The 15,830-nt window shown below is 65.1% G+C and carries 16 protein-coding genes; 8 read left to right on the top strand and 8 right to left on the bottom strand.

All coding sequences use genetic code 11. From position 1 onward, the window contains the following. Positions 1-2 precede the first annotated feature (2 nt). Positions 3-431: an SRPBCC family protein gene (locus CH283_RS24945; RefSeq protein WP_094639559.1), complete on the bottom strand. Its 429-nt coding sequence runs from the start codon at positions 429-431 to the stop codon at positions 3-5. A gap of 14 nt (positions 432-445) precedes the next feature. Continuing rightward, on the bottom strand, positions 446-1,465 hold the full coding sequence (locus tag CH283_RS24950) for an alpha/beta hydrolase (protein ID WP_068049791.1): 1,020 nt from the start codon (positions 1,463-1,465) through the stop codon (positions 446-448). A 171-nt stretch (positions 1,466-1,636) separates the two neighbouring features. Between CH283_RS24950 and CH283_RS24955 the strand changes: the two genes are divergently transcribed. Beyond that, positions 1,637-3,016 carry a WS/DGAT/MGAT family O-acyltransferase gene (locus tag CH283_RS24955; protein WP_068049828.1) on the top strand — a complete coding sequence of 460 codons (1,380 nt, stop codon included), beginning with the start codon at positions 1,637-1,639 and terminating at the stop codon, positions 3,014-3,016. 71 nt (positions 3,017-3,087) lie between these two features. Here CH283_RS24955 and metG read toward each other — a convergent pair whose 3' ends face one another. Continuing rightward, positions 3,088-4,632: a methionine--tRNA ligase gene (gene metG / locus CH283_RS24960; protein WP_068049793.1), complete on the bottom strand. Its 1,545-nt coding sequence runs from the start codon at positions 4,630-4,632 to the stop codon at positions 3,088-3,090. Positions 4,633-4,653: 21 nt separating this feature from the next. On the opposite strand from metG, the gene CH283_RS24965 reads away from it, so the two are divergent. From CH283_RS24965 to rsmA, 3 genes are all read left to right on the top strand, one after another. Then, positions 4,654-5,481 carry a TatD family hydrolase gene (locus CH283_RS24965; protein WP_094639560.1) on the top strand — a complete coding sequence of 276 codons (828 nt, stop codon included), beginning with the start codon at positions 4,654-4,656 and terminating at the stop codon, positions 5,479-5,481. Between the two features lie 101 nt (positions 5,482-5,582). Next, on the top strand, positions 5,583-6,710 hold the full coding sequence (locus tag CH283_RS24970; protein WP_068049795.1) for a resuscitation-promoting factor: 1,128 nt from the start codon (positions 5,583-5,585) through the stop codon (positions 6,708-6,710). Positions 6,711-6,861: 151 nt separating this feature from the next. Next, a complete protein-coding gene (rsmA, locus tag CH283_RS24980; protein ID WP_094639562.1) occupies positions 6,862-7,737 on the top strand; it encodes a 16S rRNA (adenine(1518)-N(6)/adenine(1519)-N(6))-dimethyltransferase RsmA in 876 nt (291 codons plus the stop codon). A gap of 10 nt (positions 7,738-7,747) precedes the next feature. Here rsmA and CH283_RS24985 read toward each other — a convergent pair whose 3' ends face one another. The 4 genes from CH283_RS24985 to CH283_RS28510 are packed head-to-tail and all read right to left on the bottom strand — an operon-like array spanning position 7,748 to position 10,337. Next, positions 7,748-8,563: a DNA/RNA non-specific endonuclease gene (locus tag CH283_RS24985; RefSeq protein ID WP_094639563.1), complete on the bottom strand. Its 816-nt coding sequence runs from the start codon at positions 8,561-8,563 to the stop codon at positions 7,748-7,750. Positions 8,564-8,575: 12 nt separating this feature from the next. Then, a complete protein-coding gene (locus CH283_RS24990) occupies positions 8,576-9,565 on the bottom strand; it encodes a helix-turn-helix transcriptional regulator (RefSeq protein ID WP_094639809.1) in 990 nt (329 codons plus the stop codon). Positions 9,566-9,621: 56 nt separating this feature from the next. Continuing rightward, positions 9,622-10,140 (bottom strand): TetR/AcrR family transcriptional regulator, encoded by a 519-nt coding sequence (locus CH283_RS24995; RefSeq protein ID WP_176460554.1) that lies wholly within the window; start codon positions 10,138-10,140, stop codon positions 9,622-9,624. Then, on the bottom strand, positions 10,137-10,337 hold the full coding sequence (locus CH283_RS28510; RefSeq protein WP_094686668.1) for a DUF5708 family protein: 201 nt from the start codon (positions 10,335-10,337) through the stop codon (positions 10,137-10,139). The genes CH283_RS24995 and CH283_RS28510 overlap by 4 nt, the downstream gene beginning before the upstream one ends. Positions 10,338-10,531: 194 nt before the next feature. Between CH283_RS28510 and CH283_RS25000 the strand changes: the two genes are divergently transcribed. The 4 genes from CH283_RS25000 to CH283_RS25015 all read left to right on the top strand — a co-directional run bounded on the left by CH283_RS25000 (position 10,532) and on the right by CH283_RS25015 (position 15,104). Beyond that, the gene (locus CH283_RS25000) at positions 10,532-11,467 is read left to right on the top strand and encodes a 4-(cytidine 5'-diphospho)-2-C-methyl-D-erythritol kinase (RefSeq protein ID WP_094633226.1); all 936 of its coding nucleotides are present in this window, start codon (positions 10,532-10,534) and stop codon (positions 11,465-11,467) included. After that, positions 11,467-13,263 (top strand): ABC-F family ATP-binding cassette domain-containing protein, encoded by a 1,797-nt coding sequence (locus CH283_RS25005; protein ID WP_094639565.1) that lies wholly within the window; start codon positions 11,467-11,469, stop codon positions 13,261-13,263. Before CH283_RS25000 ends, CH283_RS25005 begins: the two co-directional genes overlap by 1 nt. Positions 13,264-13,376: 113 nt before the next feature. After that, entirely contained in the window at positions 13,377-14,060 is a 684-nt protein-coding gene (locus CH283_RS25010; RefSeq protein WP_094639566.1) for a DUF4166 domain-containing protein, read from the top strand. Between the two features lie 45 nt (positions 14,061-14,105). Next, a complete protein-coding gene (locus CH283_RS25015; protein ID WP_094639567.1) occupies positions 14,106-15,104 on the top strand; it encodes an enoyl-CoA hydratase/isomerase family protein in 999 nt (332 codons plus the stop codon). Positions 15,105-15,114: 10 nt separating this feature from the next. Here CH283_RS25015 and CH283_RS25020 read toward each other — a convergent pair whose 3' ends face one another. Continuing rightward, entirely contained in the window at positions 15,115-15,774 is a 660-nt protein-coding gene (locus CH283_RS25020; protein ID WP_068049833.1) for a hypothetical protein, read from the bottom strand. Between the last annotated feature and the right edge of the window lie 56 nt (positions 15,775-15,830).

The raw sequence follows: 15,830 nt of genomic DNA on the forward strand, positions 1-15,830 counted from the left end.
GCTCAGCCCACCACTTGCTGACGCAGACCCTCGGTGGCCGCTTCGAGGATCGTCTTGGTTCCCTTCTTCACCAGGAAGCCGGGTAGCGGGATCTTCGGGTCCACGGTCAGCTCGAACTCGACATGGGTGCCGTTGCCCTTGGGCGTCAACGTGTATCGGCCGTCCTGGGCCTTCTGCTGAGTGCTCTCGACGAGTGTCCACGACACCTCGTTCTCCGACCACGTGTACTCGACGAGTTGCTCGTCGTTGACGCCGATGATCGAGACGTTCATCTTGACGTGGTGTGGCTTGCCGTCGTCGAACCGATCGACGACCTCGCACTTCTTGTGGACCGGGGACCACGACGGGATGCCCTCGACGTCTGCGAGTACTTCCATTATTGCCGCTGCGTCTGCGCCGATGTCGACGGACTTGTTCGCTGTGACTGCCATGGGGAGAAGGTATCTCAGCTTTCTCTACGGGGGCTGACGTTCCGCGCGAACTCGCCGATCGCTCTGAGCGCGCGGCGGGCCTCGGGAACGAAATCGGCTGCCTGGAACACGTGGACCTGATCCTCGTACACCTGAAGTTCGCACTCGACTCCGGCGACAGCGAGACGCTGAGCCATGAGTTCGGCGTCGGCATAGACCATTTCGGTGGAACCGACCTGGATCAGCACCGGCGGCATGCCGGCCAGATCACTGTCGACGGGTGAGACCCGCGGGCCCCGTTGGCCCTCGACGACGATGCGCGCATCGACGCGATCGGCCAATGCTGTCAGTGCGGGAACGGCGTTGGGCGGAAAGATCGAACACTTCGACGCGTTCTCGTGGTCGAGTTTGCCGGAGGGGTCCATGTCGGTCAGCGGGGACATGGTGAAGATCCCTGCGGGGGCGGGCAAATCGACGGTGCGCAGCGCCAGCGCGACCATGAACGCGAGATATCCGCCCGCCGAATCACCGCCGAGGACGATCTGTTCCGGGCGGTAACCGGAGTCGAGCAGGAAGCGGTACGCGTCGACGCCGTCCTCGACCGCGTGGCTGATCGGATTGCGAGGCATCATGCGATAGTTCACCGACAGCACAGCGCCGTCGATGTTCTCGGAGACGCGCGAGGTCATCCGGCGATGAGTGCGCAGGCCGCAGCAGACGAATGCGCCGCCGTGCATGTACAGGACGACGCGATCGCTTCCGGTGCCCTCGGCGCGAATCCATTCGGCCTCGCACTCGGCCAACATGACCCGGCTGCGGGTGGTACCGCTGATCTGCGGAACGAGCAGGCCTGCGTAGTCGACCAGCCCCATCGGCCACGGAAGCGACGGTGCCTGTGCCCAGACGGTCAGGAACGGTCGCACCGTGAACTGCAGGGACTTGGACAGAATCTGTGACTGCACACTCGCGCCACGGATATCGCGCCTGCGTGCGGTGGCTGTCGGGTCGGTCGATTTCACTACGGTGAGCGCCGGATTCATAGCCGTCGCCTCCATCCCCGTTGTCGTTGCGCGGCGCGTGTGCACCGTGCGTTGGAACCCCGCTCTATTTGGAACCCCTGGTAACGGACAATAGCGGGTAGCTTTTCGTGACCAGACGTAAGGTCGTGTTCTGAGTCACATTCGGTGCCGTACCGTGACCTAAAACAAATGGAAAAGGGACAGCTCATGGCACTCATGCCCATCACCGAATCGATGTTTCTGATCGCCGAGTCACGGGAGCACCCGATGCACGTGGGCGGTCTGGAGTTGTTCGTCCCGCCCGGCGATCCGCACGACTTCGCCGAGGAAGTGCACCGCAAGTTCACCACCGGTGAGGTGCACGAGCTCTTCCGCAAGCGGCCGTCGCGTCCGGTGCAGATCATGGGCAACCTGGCGTGGGCATTCGATCAGGACGTCGACTTCGAGTACCACGTTCGACGAACCGTGTTGCCTCAACCGGGACGAATTCGCGAGCTGTTCCAGTTCCTTTCGCTCAACCACAGCGCACCGCTGGACCGCTACCGGCCGATGTGGGAACTACACATCATCGAGGGATTGGCAGACGGCCGAATCGCGTTGTACACCAAGGTGCATCACTCGTTGGTCGACGGTGTCAGTGCACTGAAGCTGATGCAGCGCACGCTCACCACCGATCCCGACGATCGAAACGGCGTCGCAACGTGGGACCCGTCGCTGTTCGGTAGGCGCAAGAAGCAGGTCGCCGTCGAGCAGCCCGGGCGGTTGGCGCAGCTGGGCAGTGGGCTCTCGATGGGACGCAAGATCGTCGGGGACCTGGTGGATTTTGCGCCGGCATCGGCTCGAATCGGGTTGCGCGCGTTGAAGAAAGAGGGTGCACAACTGCCGTTGCAGGCGCCGAGGACGATGTTCAACGTGCCCATCGGAGGAGCCCGCCGTTTCGCCGCCGAAAGTTGGTCGATCGAGCGCATTCGCACGGTCGGGACTGCGCTCGACGCCACGCTCAACGACATGGTGCTCGCGATGTGCGCCGGGGCCCTCCGTGCGTATCTCATCGACCAGAACGAACTGCCCGAGGAACCGCTGATCGCCATGGTGCCGGTCTCGCTGCGCAAGGAGGGCGACGACAAGGACGCCGGAAACTCGGTGACGACCATCCTGTGCAATCTCGGAACCGACGAATCGGATCCGATCCTGCGGCTCGAGCGGATCAAGGATTCGACCGTCAAGGGCAAGCAGATGATGAGCGAGTTGAACACCCTCGAAGCGCTCACCGTCGGTGCGATCACCATGGCCCCGTTGCTGTTCGGGCCGGTGCCTGGATTCGTCGACTACACCCCGCCGCCGTTCAACGTCATCATCTCCAACGTGCCCGGATCGAAGGAAGACCTGTACTGGAACGGCGCGAAACTCGACGGCATCTACCCGGCGTCGATCGTGGCCGATGGGCAGGCGCTCAACATCACCGTCGCCAGCAACGGTGATTCGTTGAACTTCGGTCTCATCGGATGCCGACGCAGTGTGCCGCATCTGCAGCGCATGCTGACGCATCTGGAGAACACGTTGGAGGAGCTCGAGAAGACCTTGTGAGAGCGGCTTCGCCGCACGTGAGCGGAAACTCGTAGTGGGGGTCGAGGTTTCGCTCACGTGCGCGGAGCGCTCTACTCGTACTTGGGGAACACCGGCGTCGGGGTCGGCAGTGCAGTGCCGGGTACCGAACGTGTTGCGATGTCGGTGAATTCGCGGTTCGACGCCCCGAGCAGGTCGAGGATGCGCGACGCGGAATCGGGCATGACGGGTTGCGCCAGGATGCTGACGATGCGCAGCACCTCGATCGTCACGTACAGCACGGTGGCCATGCGATCGGGATCGGTCTTGCGCAGCACCCACGGCTGCTGCAGCGAGAAGTAGCGGTTGGTCTCGCCGAGTACCGACCAGATCGCCTCGAGCGCGGAATGGATTGCCTGCACGTCGAATTCGCGTCGGCAGATCTCCAGCAACGCGTCCGCGCGAGCCAACATCGCCTCGTCCTCGGCGGTGAACTCGCCCGGGGTGGGGAGCTTTCCTTCGAGGTTCTTGGCGACCATCGTCAGCGAACGCTGCGCGAGGTTGCCCAGTTCGTTGGACAGGTCGGCGTTGACGCGCGCAACGATGGCCTCGTGGCTGTAGCTGCCGTCCTGACCGAACGAGACCTCGCGGAGGAAGAAGAAGCGCACCGGATCGAGACCGTAGTTCTCCACCAACGACTTCGGGTCCAGCACGTTGCCGAGGGACTTGGACATCTTCTCGCCCTTGACGTTCAGGAACCCGTGCACGAACACCCGCTTGGGTAGCTCGATGCCCGCAGACATCAGGAATGCCGGCCAGTAGACGGTGTGGAAGCGCGTGATGTCCTTGCCGATGATGTGCAGGTCGGCAGGCCAGAACTTCCGGTACGACTCGGATTCGGTCTCGGGATAGCCGGCACCGGTGAGGTAGTTGGTGAGCGCGTCGACCCACACGTACATCACGTGCTTCTCATCGCCGGGGACGGGAACGCCCCAGTCGAACGTGGTTCGGGAGATCGACAGATCCCGCAGGCCACCCTTGACGAAATTCACGATCTCGTTCCGGCGCGTGTTCGGCGCGATGAACTCCGGCGACGCGTCGTACAGCTCGAGCAGTTTGTCCTGGTACTGCGACAGTTTGAAGAAGTACGACGACTCCTCGGTCCACTCGACGGGAGTGTTCGTCTCCGTCGCGACGCGCGAGCCGTCCTCGGCGAGGGTGGTCTCGGCCTCGGTGTAGAACGCCTCGTCTCGCACCGAGTACCAGCCGGAGTAGGAATCGAGGTAGATGTCGCCGTTCGCCTCCATCCGCTTCCACAGTTCCTGGCTGGCGGCGTGGTGATCGGCGTCGGTGGTGCGGATGAACCGTCCGTACGAGATCTTCAGCAGGTCCTGCGCAGCCTGGAACGCGTCGGAGTTGCGCGCGGCGAGCTCGCGCACGTCCACGCCCTCGGTCTGTGCGGTCTGCTGCATCTTGAGGCCGTGCTCGTCGGTGCCCGTCAGGAATCGCACGTCGTAGCCGTCGAGGCGCTTGAAGCGCGCGATGGTGTCGGTGGCGATGTACTCGTAGGCGTGTCCGATGTGCGGAGCGCCGTTGGGGTACGCGATCGCCGTGGTGACGTAGAAGGGTGGCCGTGAGGCATCAGCTGGCGCAGTCATGGTGCGCCTACTCTAACTAGCGTGAGCAGAGACCGTCCCGCACCACCGTTGCCCGAGCCCGTCGGCACTCTCGTCGACGCGCACACCCACCTCGACGCGTGTGGGGCGACCGACGCGGCGAGTGTGGCCGCGATCATGGACAAGGCCGAGTCCGTCGGTGTCACGCGCGTGGTCACGATCGCCGACGATCTCGATGCCGCGCGGTTCGCGGTCGACGCGGCGTCCTGGGATCCTCGGGTGTGGGCCGCGGTTGCGATCCATCCCACGCGCGCGAACGTGCTCGACGACGCGGCCAAGGCCGAGATCGAGCGATTGGCGTCCGACCCTCGCGTGGTTGCCGTCGGGGAGACCGGGCTGGACTACTACTGGCCCGGCAAGCTCGACGGATGCGCCACGGTGGCCGAGCAGCACGACGGATTTCGGTGGCACATCGATCTGGCGAAACGACTGGGTAAGCCGCTGATGATCCACAATCGCGAGGCCGACGAGGACCTGCTCGCCGTGCTGACGACGGAAGGCGCTCCCAAGACGGTGATCTTCCACTGCTTCTCCGGCGGTCCCGAGACCGCGAAGGCGTGCGTCGACGCCGGCTACGTTCTCAGCTTTTCGGGGACCGTCAGTTTCAAGAACGCGCACGCACTGCGGGAGGCCGCGGTACTGGTGCCCGACGAGCTGGTGCTGGTGGAGACCGACGCACCGTTCCTCACTCCGCATCCCTTCCGCGGTGCTCCCAACGAGTCGTACTGCCTGCCGTACACCGCGCGGGCGCTAGCCGAGATTCGTGGCCAGGATCCGGCGGAGCTCGCTGCACACGCCACGGCCAACGCGGAGCGCGTGTACGGCCTGTAGCTGCTGAAGTTGCGGCGTGGGTACTAATTCGTTACCGTACCGTGACCGAACTCGGGCGTTCCGACGCCGACGTCAGCTCGCAAACGCCAGGAATACGAAACTTGTCGACTATCAGACGCCTCAACTCCGCCCGTTCGACCACGCTCTACCTGGTCGTCGCGGCCCTGTTGATGACGCTGGTCGCCGGTGGCGTCATGGCCGTCAGCCGTCACAAGACCGTGACCATCGATGTCGACGGCGACATGATTTCGCTCAGCACGATGAAGACCGACGTCAACAGTGCTCTGGCCGACGCCGGCTACGCGCCGTCGGACAAGGATCTGGTCGTTCCTGCGCCGGACTCCGATCTCAGTGACGGCGACACCGTGGTCCTGCGCCGCGCCCGTGAGATCACGCTGAACGTCGACGGGCAGCCCGAGAACATCTGGACCACCGCCCTGACCGTCGAGGAAGCTCTGCAGCAGACCGGTCTGGCCGAGGACGTGCACGTCTCCGCCTCGCGCTCCGAGCGACTGCCGCTCGACGGCACCGAACTCGATGTGGCACTGCCCAAGCAGGTCTCGCTCCTCGACGGCGGAGCACCTGCCGCGCCGGTCACCCTGGCCGCACCGACCGTGCGTGAATTCCTCGAAGCAGCGGGCGCGCCGCTCGAGGAAGCCGACACCGTCAGCCCCGATCCCGACGCAGCCGTCACCGACGGCGCCGAGATCGTCGTCACGCGTGACCGCACCGTCACCAAGACCGAAACCACGGACACCGATGCTCCTGAGCAGCGCATCGAGGATCCGACGATGAACATGAGCCGCACCGTCGTCGAGAACCCGGGTGCCCCGGGGGTCTCCGACATCACCTGGAAGATCAACATGGTGAACGGCATCGAGGTCGGTCGCGAGAAGGTCGACGAGACGGTCAAGGTACCCGCGCAGCCGAAGACCGTTCGCGTCGGAGCCAAGCCGGGCACCGAAGTGCCGCCGGTGGAGAACGGTGCGATCTGGGACGCGCTCGCGCAGTGCGAGGCGACCGGCAACTGGGCGATCAACACCGGCAACGGCTTCTACGGCGGCGTGCAATTCGACCAGAACACCTGGGAACGCCAGGGCGGACTCAAGTACGCACCGCGCGCCGACCTCGCCACCCGCGAGGAACAGATCGCCATCGCGTCGGTGACACAGAAGTCGCAGGGCTGGGGCGCATGGCCCGCCTGCACCTCGCGCCTGGGTTACCGCTGACTGTCCCGGGTCGTTCCGCGGGCTCCACTCCTGCGTTTCTGGGTCGTTCCGCGGGCTCCACTCCTGCGTTTCTGGGTCGTTCCGCGGGCTCCACTCCTGCGTTTCTGGGTCGTTCCGCGGGCTCCACTCCTGGCCCCGTAGAGTTTCCGCCGTGTCCGAACATGTGAGGGGATCTGCGGCTCTGCTCGGTCCTGCCGAAGTCCGCTCCCTCGCCGCCGAGCTCGACGTGCGCCCCACCAAACAACTCGGGCAGAACTTCGTGCACGACGCCAATACTGTTCGACGCATCGTCGCCTCCGCGGGTGTGGGCCCGCAGGACACGGTCCTCGAGGTCGGCCCCGGCCTCGGATCGCTGACACTCGCGCTGCTCGATGTCGCCGAGGCCGTCATCGCCGTCGAGATCGACCCCAAGCTCGCGAACCGATTGCCCACGACGGTGGCCGACCGGGCCCCCACTCTGGCCGATCGGCTGACGGTGATCGAGGCCGACGCGCTGCGCGTACGAGCCGCGGACATTGCGGGGGAGCCGACCGCTCTGGTGGCCAACCTGCCCTACAACGTTGCCGTTCCCGTACTGATCCATCTGTTCTCGGAACTGCCGAGCCTTCGCGTCGCCGTGGTGATGGTCCAGGCCGAGGTGGCCGATCGACTCGCCGCGGTACCGGGAAGCAAGATCTACGGCATCCCCAGCGTCAAGGCCAGATTCTTCGGGGATGTCAAAAGGGCAGGCGCAGTGGGCCGTTCGGTGTTCTGGCCGGTACCCAAGGTCGAGTCGGGGCTGGTCCGCATCGATCGTTACGCCGAGCCGCCGTGGCGGACCGACACCGCGCATCGCAAGGCCGTGTTCGCGGTGATCGATGCCGCCTTCGCGCAGCGACGCAAGACTCTACGAGCAGCCCTGGCCGGGTGGGCAGGCTCCCCGGTTGCCGCCGAACGGCGGTTGCGTGAGGCCGGGATCGACCCCACTGCTCGCGGCGAGACCATCGACGCCGCAGCTTTCGTCCGTTTGGCCGCCACCGAAGCCTGAGGCCCACTCTCTACAGGTGGATGTCCGTCAGGACAGTCAGCTCGGTCCACGTCGACGCGCCCTCGCGGGCAGCAGCCACCGGCGCGTAGCGGTCGGCGTCGATCAGAATGCCCACGTCCAGGCCTGTCATCGACGCGATGTCGGCCACCGGAACCTGATAGGTCCGGTACGGGCCGAGAGGCGGGGGATCGGTCTCGAGCCGCAGCGGTTTGTCGAGGATCGGGTCCAGAGACGGCGATTGATCGAGAACGTATCCGGTGCATGCTGGAGCCGAATCCTGCGACCAGGCCGCGATCTTGAAGAACTGCCGCGGAATGGCGACGCCCCGGTAGATCGGATCGTCGTCGGCGAAGATGCAGCCGCTGAAGACCGAGAGCTTTCGGTCGTACTGCTCGGCGTTTCCCAGCACGTAATCCTCGAGCCCCAGCCACAGTGTCTTCGACTGGTTCAGCGTGGCCGTCTGCGGAGCGCACACGGTGTAGTGGAACGTGTCCTCGTTGGCGCGCTCGGCCACTGCACGCTCACCCCACACCGGATCTCGCCGGCGAACCAGATGCCCGCGATCGAGGTCGTTGTTCCGGTACAACTCGTTGCCGGCCTGCTGCGCTGGCGGTAGTCGATCGTCGAGTCGCCAGTTGTCTCCGCGTCCGACATCCTGCAGGCTCGCGCCGTCGATGTTGACGCCGGTGACCGCGGCGAGGCGTCGGGCAGGGTCGATGGACACCGAGAAGTGCGTGTACGGAAGAACCACCACATCGGCGCGATCGGGCAAGGGAACGTCGATGTCGGCCAGGAACTTCGGGTCGAAACCGAGTGGTGTCGTCATCTGCCCATTGACTCACGTACCGGTTACCGGAGGGTGAACCGCCGCCAGGTATCGCTCGTTCAGTCTCGCGTGCCGCTCGGCCACGATGCGGCATTCCTCGCGTAGTTCCGGTGGATCGAGCACTGTGAAATCGGTGTCGAACGCTGCGAGCCACCGCGCGATCGAGGGCAGCGAATCTCCGGCCAACACCACCGCGCAGGTGCCCTCATCGATGGATTCCAGTGTGCCCCATTGCTCGTCGATCATCGGGGCGATCTGCTCGATCGGGGCGTGCAACGCGATCCGCGCCTGAACCTGAGTGAACGCACGATCGATTCCCTTCGAGACGAACGCGGCCGCACCGCCCGGCGGCAGCTCCCGCGGAGTGAACCGCGGACCCGTCGGAATCTTCGGATCCAGGCGATCCACTCGATACGACCGCCAATCCTCCCGCAGCACATCCCAACCCAGCAGATACCAGCGTGCCCCCGCCCGCACCAGGCTGTACGGCTCCACCTCGCGCCTGGACTCGGAACCGTCGTGCTTGCGGTAATCGAACCGCAACCGCTCGTGGGCATGACATACCGCCGCCACCGCGGACAGCACCGACGCATCCACCGCCGAACGCGAGGTCTGCTCCACCACGTCGATCCGCAACGCGTCGAGCCGATGCTGGATGCGCGACGGCATCACCTGCCGCAACTTCGTCAACGCCCGCAACGACGCCTCGCCGATGCCCGCCACCGAGCCACCGGCCGCCGACTGCAACCCGAACGCCACCGCCAACGCCTCGTCGTCGTCGAGCAACAGCGGCGGCATCTCGGCACCGGGACCGAGCTGATAGCCACCACCGACTCCCGGCGTCGCATTGACCGGGTAACCGATGTCGCGCAGCTTGTCCACATCGCGCCGCAGCGTCCGAGGAGTGACGTCGAGTCGCTCCGCCAATTCCGCGCCCGCCCAATCCCGACGCGTCTGCAGCAGGGACAGCAGCCGCAACAACCGAGCCGATGTTTCCTTCATGACGTCACGATGCCACGCATTGCGGACATGTTCGGTCCGCATCGATCGGGTCACCTTTACGAAGTTGCCTCGAGGCCGGAGATGAACGGCACTATTGTTCGCTCGACCAGCGATGGTCGTGCCGATCGAGGCATCATGAGGCACTGGACGGTGACGCCGTCGATCAATGCGAAGAGTTGCGAGGCGGCGGTAGCGGAAAGGCCTCGGTCGACAAACCATCGGCGAAGCTCTTCGTCGAGCTGTGCCGAGGCGGCAGCAAGTTCCGGGTCGACTGCCGAAATAGTTGCGTAGGCCAGCCAAACGCGCGCGCGTCGTTCGCGTGAGTCGTCGAGTGGGAGCCACTGCCACACGACATCCATCAGCGTGTTGGGCTGTGCGGCCGCTACATCCTCCAGGAACTGGGTGCCCGCGTACTCGAAGCCGGCGCGCACCAACTCCGTCTTCGTGCGGTAGTAGTACTGCACCTGTGCGGGTGAGACCCCCGCTGCGGCGGCGACACTGCGAACGCTCAGGGCGCCGACGCCCTGCTCCGCCAGGACTGTCAGTACACCCTCGAGTAGCCGGTTGTCGGTCATCGATCCTGCGGTCGCGTCGACCCGATCTTCGACACGACAGTCGCCGCTATATCGATCACACCGAGAATCGCGATGACGGCACCGGCCTGGCGGACGCCGATGACGGGTGTCTCCACGTCTCTGAAGGCGAAGAACAGAACTAGTCCCCCGATGAGCATGGCAATTCCGACAACAAGTGCCCCGTCGTGCTTGTTCATGAATCCTCCTCGTCTGTACGAATGTATAGTACGAACGTATAGCAATCGGAGCGGACCGGCAAGGAGGTGCCATGGCCGGACCGCAGAGCCGGATGGAATCGTCGACCGCTGCTCGAACTGGGGTGCGCGAGGCTCGACAGGTGTCGGCCCTGGTGGTGAACTGGGTCGCTGTTTCTCCACTACTGTGGTTACTCGTGCTGTCTGTCGTTCCCACACCCGTCGTCGTTCGGGCCCCGTCGAAGGTGAATTTGCATCTGTCGGTCGGTGACCTGCGTCCCGATGGCTTTCACGAGCTGACGACGGTGTTCCAGGCGCTCTCGCTCTCGGACGAACTGTCGGTGGTTCCGGCCAAGACGCTCTCGGTTCGGGTGCGCGGCGACGACGCGAGAGTGGTTCCCACCGATTCACGGAATCTCGTGTGGAAGGCCGCCGAGTTGCTGGGGCATCGCGTCGGGCGAGAGCCGTCGGTGGAGATCACCATCGACAAGGGAATTCCGGTGGCCGGTGGGATGGCAGGCGGAAGTGCCGACGCTGCCGCGACTCTGGTGGCACTGAACGCGATGTGGCACCTCGATCTCTCGCGCGACGAGCTCGACGAGGTGGCGGCTCAACTCGGCAGCGACGTGCCGTTCTCGTTGCACGGCGGAACGGCGGTCGGAACCGGTCGCGGGGAGAAGCTGCTTCCGGTGCTCTCGCGCAACAGTTTTCACTGGGTGCTTGCGTTGGCGAAGGGCGGTCTGCAAACGCCTGCCGTCTACAACGAGCTCGACGAACTGCGGGCCAAGGGTGATCCGCCTCGCCTGGGCGGCACCGAGGATCTGATGCATGCGTTGGCGTCCGGCGATGCGCGTGCACTCGCGCCGCTGCTCGGCAACGACCTGCAGGCCGCTGCGGTGTCGCTGATGCCGCAGTTGCGTCGCACGCTGCGTGCGGGAGTCACCGCCGGGGCGTTGGCGGGCATCGTGTCCGGCTCGGGCCCCACCTGCGCGTTCCTGTGCGCCGACGCCGACGCGGCGGTGTCGGTGAGCGCTGAACTCTCCGGTGCAGGCGTGTGCCGCACCGTCCGTGTTGCGAGTGGACCGGTTCCCGGTGCTCGTGTTGTCACTAGCGAATCGATTGGTTTTTCCTGATGGTCAATCTCGTCAATCTCGAAAACGTCAGCAAGTCCTTCGGCGTCAAGCCGCTGCTCGACGGTGTCTCCCTCGGCGTGCAGGAGGGCGAACGCATCGGCATGGTCGGCCTCAACGGCGGCGGCAAGACCACCACCCTCGAGGTGCTCGCGGGCATCGAGCCGCCCGATTCGGGACGCGTCAGCCGCGTCAATGGCCTGCGCATGGCCGTCGTCACCCAGCGCGGAGTGCTGCCTCCCGGGTCTACCGTCGGCCAGGTGGTCCTCGACCCCCTCGGAATGGCCGAGCACGAGTGGGCGGGCGACTCTCGGGTGCGAAACATCCTGACGGGCATCGGTATTGCCGATCTCGGGCCTGCAGGTAGTTCGGGACTCGACGCGCCGATCGACAACCTCTCGGGCGGCGAGCGTCGACGAGTTGCGTTGGCAGCGGCCCTGGTTCAGGATCTGGACCTGCTGGTGCTCGACGAGCCGACCAACCACCTCGACGTCGAGGGCGTGCAGTGGTTGGCTGCGCACCTGGTCAGCCGTCGCAGTGCGCTGGTGGTCGTCACCCACGATCGCTGGTTCCTCGACACCGTCGCCAATCGCACGTGGGAAGTGGTCGGTGGCGGCGTCGAGGCCTACGAGGGTGGTTACAACGACTGGGTGTTCGCCCGGGCCGAGCGGTCCCGTCAGGCCGACGCGTCCGAGGAGCGTCGACGCAACCTCGCGCGCAAGGAACTGGCCTGGCTGCGCCGCGGTGCCCCGGCCCGTACCTCCAAGCCGAAGTACCGCATCGAGGCGGCCGAGGCTCTGATCGCCGACGTTCCCGCCCCGCGTGACTCCGTCGCGTTGTCCTCGTTCGCTCAGCGCCGGCTCGGCAAGGTCGTCATCGAACTCGAGGACGCGCGCCTCGAGACCCCCGACGGCCGCGAATTGGTGAAGGACTTCACCTGGCGCCTGGCTCCCGGTGAGCGCGTCGGTCTCGTCGGCGTCAACGGTTCGGGCAAGACGACCATGCTCCGCACGCTCGCCGGTGAACTGCAGCCTGCTGCCGGCAAGCGCATCCAGGGCCAGACCGTCAAGATCGGTTGGCTGAAGCAGGAATTGGACGACCTGCCCAAGAAGCTGCGTGTTCTCGATGCGGTCAAGGAAGTGGCCGAGCGGATCACGCTGGGCGACAGAGAGATTTCTGCCGGGCAGCTCGCGGAGCGGCTCGGTTTCACCCCGGCGCGTCAACGCACTCCCGTCGGAGATCTCTCCGGTGGCGAGCGTCGTCGGCTGCAGCTCACTCGCGTGTTGATGGCCGAGCCGAACGTGCTGTTGCTCGACGAGCCCACCAACGATCTGGACATCGACACCCTCCAGCAGCTCGAGGACATCCTCGACGGCTGGGCGGGCACTCTCGTCGTCATCAGTCACGATCGGTACCTGATCGAGCGCATCTGTGATTCCACGTGGGCACTGTTCGGCGACGGCAAGCTCACCAACCTGCCAGGCGGCATCGAGGAGTACCTGCGCAGGCGGGCCGTCCTCGCCGCCGACGCGACGCCGGACTCGCTGACCACCGGAAGTGCGCCGCGCAAAGCCACCCGTGATGCGGCCTCCGAGCGCGCTGCCCGTAAGGAACTCAGCAAGCTCGAGAAGCTCGTCCTCCGGCTCTCCAAGCGTGAGGTCGAACTGCACGCCGAACTCGTCGACGCGTCCACCGAGCAGGGCAAGCTCGTCGCCCTCGACACCGAACTCAAGCAGGTCCTCGCCGACAAGGATGTCGCCGAGGAACGATGGATGGAACTGGCCGCCGAGTTGGAGTAGTGCGGCGGAGCCGCATGTGACTAGCTGAGTAACGGGTCGTTCCGCAGGCTCCACTCCTGGCTCGTAGCCTGCTACGAAGTTTCGTGCACGTGCGCGCAGCGCATACTGGGGTCATGACATCGGTCGTCGCGGAAGTACTCGGTTCGGATTTTGCCCGTCTGCATCCCAAGGTTCAGTGGCGCTTCGGATTGCAGTCCTCGGACGATCTCGCTCAGTTCGGAGTGGGCGTGATGGAGGAGATGACGCATTCTCGGCTGGTGCCGCCGCCGTTGCTGTGGGCCGGACGCAAGCGCGGTCTCTTTCCCGCCGGTGTCGGCAAGGACGTGCCGTTCACCATTGCCAACTATGCGTATGTCGACGAATTGGGCCGCGAGACAATGTCTTTCGTGCGTCGCTTCGCTTTCGCGGGTCGCCCGCAGGGGATGAACTCGGTGATGGTGTCCTCCGCCGAGTCCGACGCATATGCCCTGGACTATCTGGGTTTCTCCTCGGACATGGTGGTGCACACCAGGTGTGAGGTCGATGCCGATGGCGGGCTGATCCTCGAGAGCGAGGTGCCGCGATTCCTGCTCGGCCCGCTGGCACCGAAGTTGCCCAAGGTGGCGTCGGCAGTGACGATCGGTCGGGAGTGGTGGGATGCGGCCGAGGAACGGCATCGCATCGAGATCGAGGTGAAGAGTCCGGTGCTCGGACAGCTGTTTCTCTATCGAGGGTGGTTCACTGCGGAAGAGCGGCCCTGTCTCGCCGCCGACATTCCCGATGACGCGCGTCCGCGGTCGGTCGAGTCTCGCGAATAGCGCTACTGTTACGCGTCGAACGATCTGCGTGTGAAGGAGTCAACAGTGGCCGTTGTCGAAGCCGAGATCGTGGGCGGAGTAGGGCATATTGTCCTGAACCGGCCGGAGGCTCTGAACTCGTTGAACGGTGCGATGATCGAGGGCATCCGCACCGCACTCGACGCGTGGCGAGACGACGATGCGGTCACGTCCGTTCTGGTGACGAGCAGTTCACCCAGGGCATTCTGTGCAGGCGGGGACATCAAGGCGATTCGGCAGGCCGTCGTCGACGGTGACAACGAGGCCGGCCCGGCGTATTTCGCGGCGGAGTACGACCTCGACGAACTGATCGCGAACTACCCCAAGCCGTACATCGCCGTGATCGAAGCCGCGGCTTTCGGCGGTGGATTGGGCATTTCGATTCACGGCAACATCCGCATCGTCACCGAGAACGCCGTGTTGGCCATGCCGGAGACGGCGATCGGGTTCGTGCCCGATGTCGGGTCGAGCTACTTTCTGTCGCGCCTGCCGGGCCATGTCGGACGCTACCTGGCGCTGACGGGAACTCGTATCTCCGGATCCGATGCGCTCGCACTGGGATTGGCGACGCACTTCTGCCCCAGTGACTCGGTGGAGAGCCTGAAAACAGACATACTCGCCGGCGTTGCCGTCGACGAGGTGTTGAATCGATACACCACTGCGCCGTCGACGACCGAGCTGTCGTTCGACGCGGAGGCGGTGGCAGCGGTGTTCGAAAAGGAATCGCTCGTCGACATCATCGACGCACTGGTGTGCGACACACCGTGGTCGCGGACGACGAAGACCCAGTTGGCGACGCTGTCGCCGACATCTCTGATGGCCACCGACGCGCTGATCGCACGCGGAGCAGACAGCACGTTGCGTGAATGCCTCGATCGGGAGTTGCGGATGGCGACGTGGATCATCACCGAACAGGACTTCGCCGAGGGTGTTCGTGCAGTGTTGGTCGACAAGGACCGAGCGCCGCAATGGAAGCCTCTGGTGCTCGAGATGGTGCGACCAGAGGCATTCCAGCAGCTGCTGTGACCGGTACGGGTCAGCGGTAGCCCTTGGCGGGGTTCTGCAGGTCCAGCACGATGGTCTGGCCGTTGGAGCGCACGTGGATCTCGGGGTTCTGCAGGCCACCCGAGACGAGGTATTCGCCGAGGAGCTGGAGCAGCTCGTCGGGGCCGACGGAGGTGTCGGGGGTGCGGATGTCGCCGGTGCGGCTGCCGAGCTCGTTCTGGGTCAAGCGTCCCGCGATGCGTACCGAGGCGACACCCATGGCGGTGCGACGGTCGGGTCCCTGGCCACGACCGAGCGACGGCGAGGCGGTGGAGCCGTGAGACGTGGAGCGGCCGTTGGTGGGCAGGCCGTGTTCTGAGATCTGATCGCTTGTAGTCACTTCAACCTCGTTCGATTCCGTGGCGGGCTTCTCTGGACGACGTCGATCCGCGCGGGGGGTCGTTGAATCCGTGTCGGACGACGTTGCTGGTGCAGGCGTTGTTGCGGACGCCTTCTCGGTGGACGTGACCACTGCCTCCGACTTCTCGGTGGACGGGGTCTCGACCGCCTTCTCGGCGGGCGCTGCCGCCGAAGAATCGGTGCGGCCACCGGCGGGTGAAGCGGAGTCGGACTTCGGCGGCGTCGCCAAACGATGCGCGGGAGCGCCACCGACCTTGATCCCGGCCAGTGGGTAGTTCGATCCCTTTGTCATGTCGTTTTCCACTTCATCGTGATTCCCAGGTGGTTCCGCGCCGAGATGTCACGATC

It is taken from the genome of Rhodococcus sp. 05-2254-2 (genome assembly GCF_002259095.1).
Classification (GTDB): domain Bacteria; phylum Actinomycetota; class Actinomycetes; order Mycobacteriales; family Mycobacteriaceae; genus Rhodococcoides.

What these genes read in the sequence shown, in the direction of transcription:
- CH283_RS25005 (WP_094639565.1), top strand. Translation starts at nt 11,467, where the DNA reads ATGGTCAATCTCGTCAATCTCGAAAACGTCAGCAAGTCCTTCGGCGTC.
- CH283_RS24955 (WP_068049828.1), top strand. Translation starts at nt 1,637, where the DNA reads ATGGCACTCATGCCCATCACCGAATCGATGTTTCTGATCGCCGAGTCA.
- CH283_RS25010 (WP_094639566.1), top strand. Translation starts at nt 13,377, where the DNA reads ATGACATCGGTCGTCGCGGAAGTACTCGGTTCGGATTTTGCCCGTCTG.
- CH283_RS24985 (WP_094639563.1), bottom strand. Translation starts at nt 8,563, where the DNA reads ATGACGACACCACTCGGTTTCGACCCGAAGTTCCTGGCCGACATCGAC.
- CH283_RS24945 (WP_094639559.1), bottom strand. Translation starts at nt 431, where the DNA reads ATGGCAGTCACAGCGAACAAGTCCGTCGACATCGGCGCAGACGCAGCG.
- CH283_RS28510 (WP_094686668.1), bottom strand. Translation starts at nt 10,337, where the DNA reads ATGAACAAGCACGACGGGGCACTTGTTGTCGGAATTGCCATGCTCATC.
- CH283_RS25020 (WP_068049833.1), bottom strand. Translation starts at nt 15,774, where the DNA reads ATGACAAAGGGATCGAACTACCCACTGGCCGGGATCAAGGTCGGTGGC.
- CH283_RS24950 (WP_068049791.1), bottom strand. Translation starts at nt 1,465, where the DNA reads ATGGAGGCGACGGCTATGAATCCGGCGCTCACCGTAGTGAAATCGACC.
- metG (WP_068049793.1), bottom strand. Translation starts at nt 4,632, where the DNA reads ATGACTGCGCCAGCTGATGCCTCACGGCCACCCTTCTACGTCACCACG.
- CH283_RS24995 (WP_176460554.1), bottom strand. Translation starts at nt 10,140, where the DNA reads ATGACCGACAACCGGCTACTCGAGGGTGTACTGACAGTCCTGGCGGAG.
- CH283_RS24990 (WP_094639809.1), bottom strand. Translation starts at nt 9,565, where the DNA reads ATGAAGGAAACATCGGCTCGGTTGTTGCGGCTGCTGTCCCTGCTGCAG.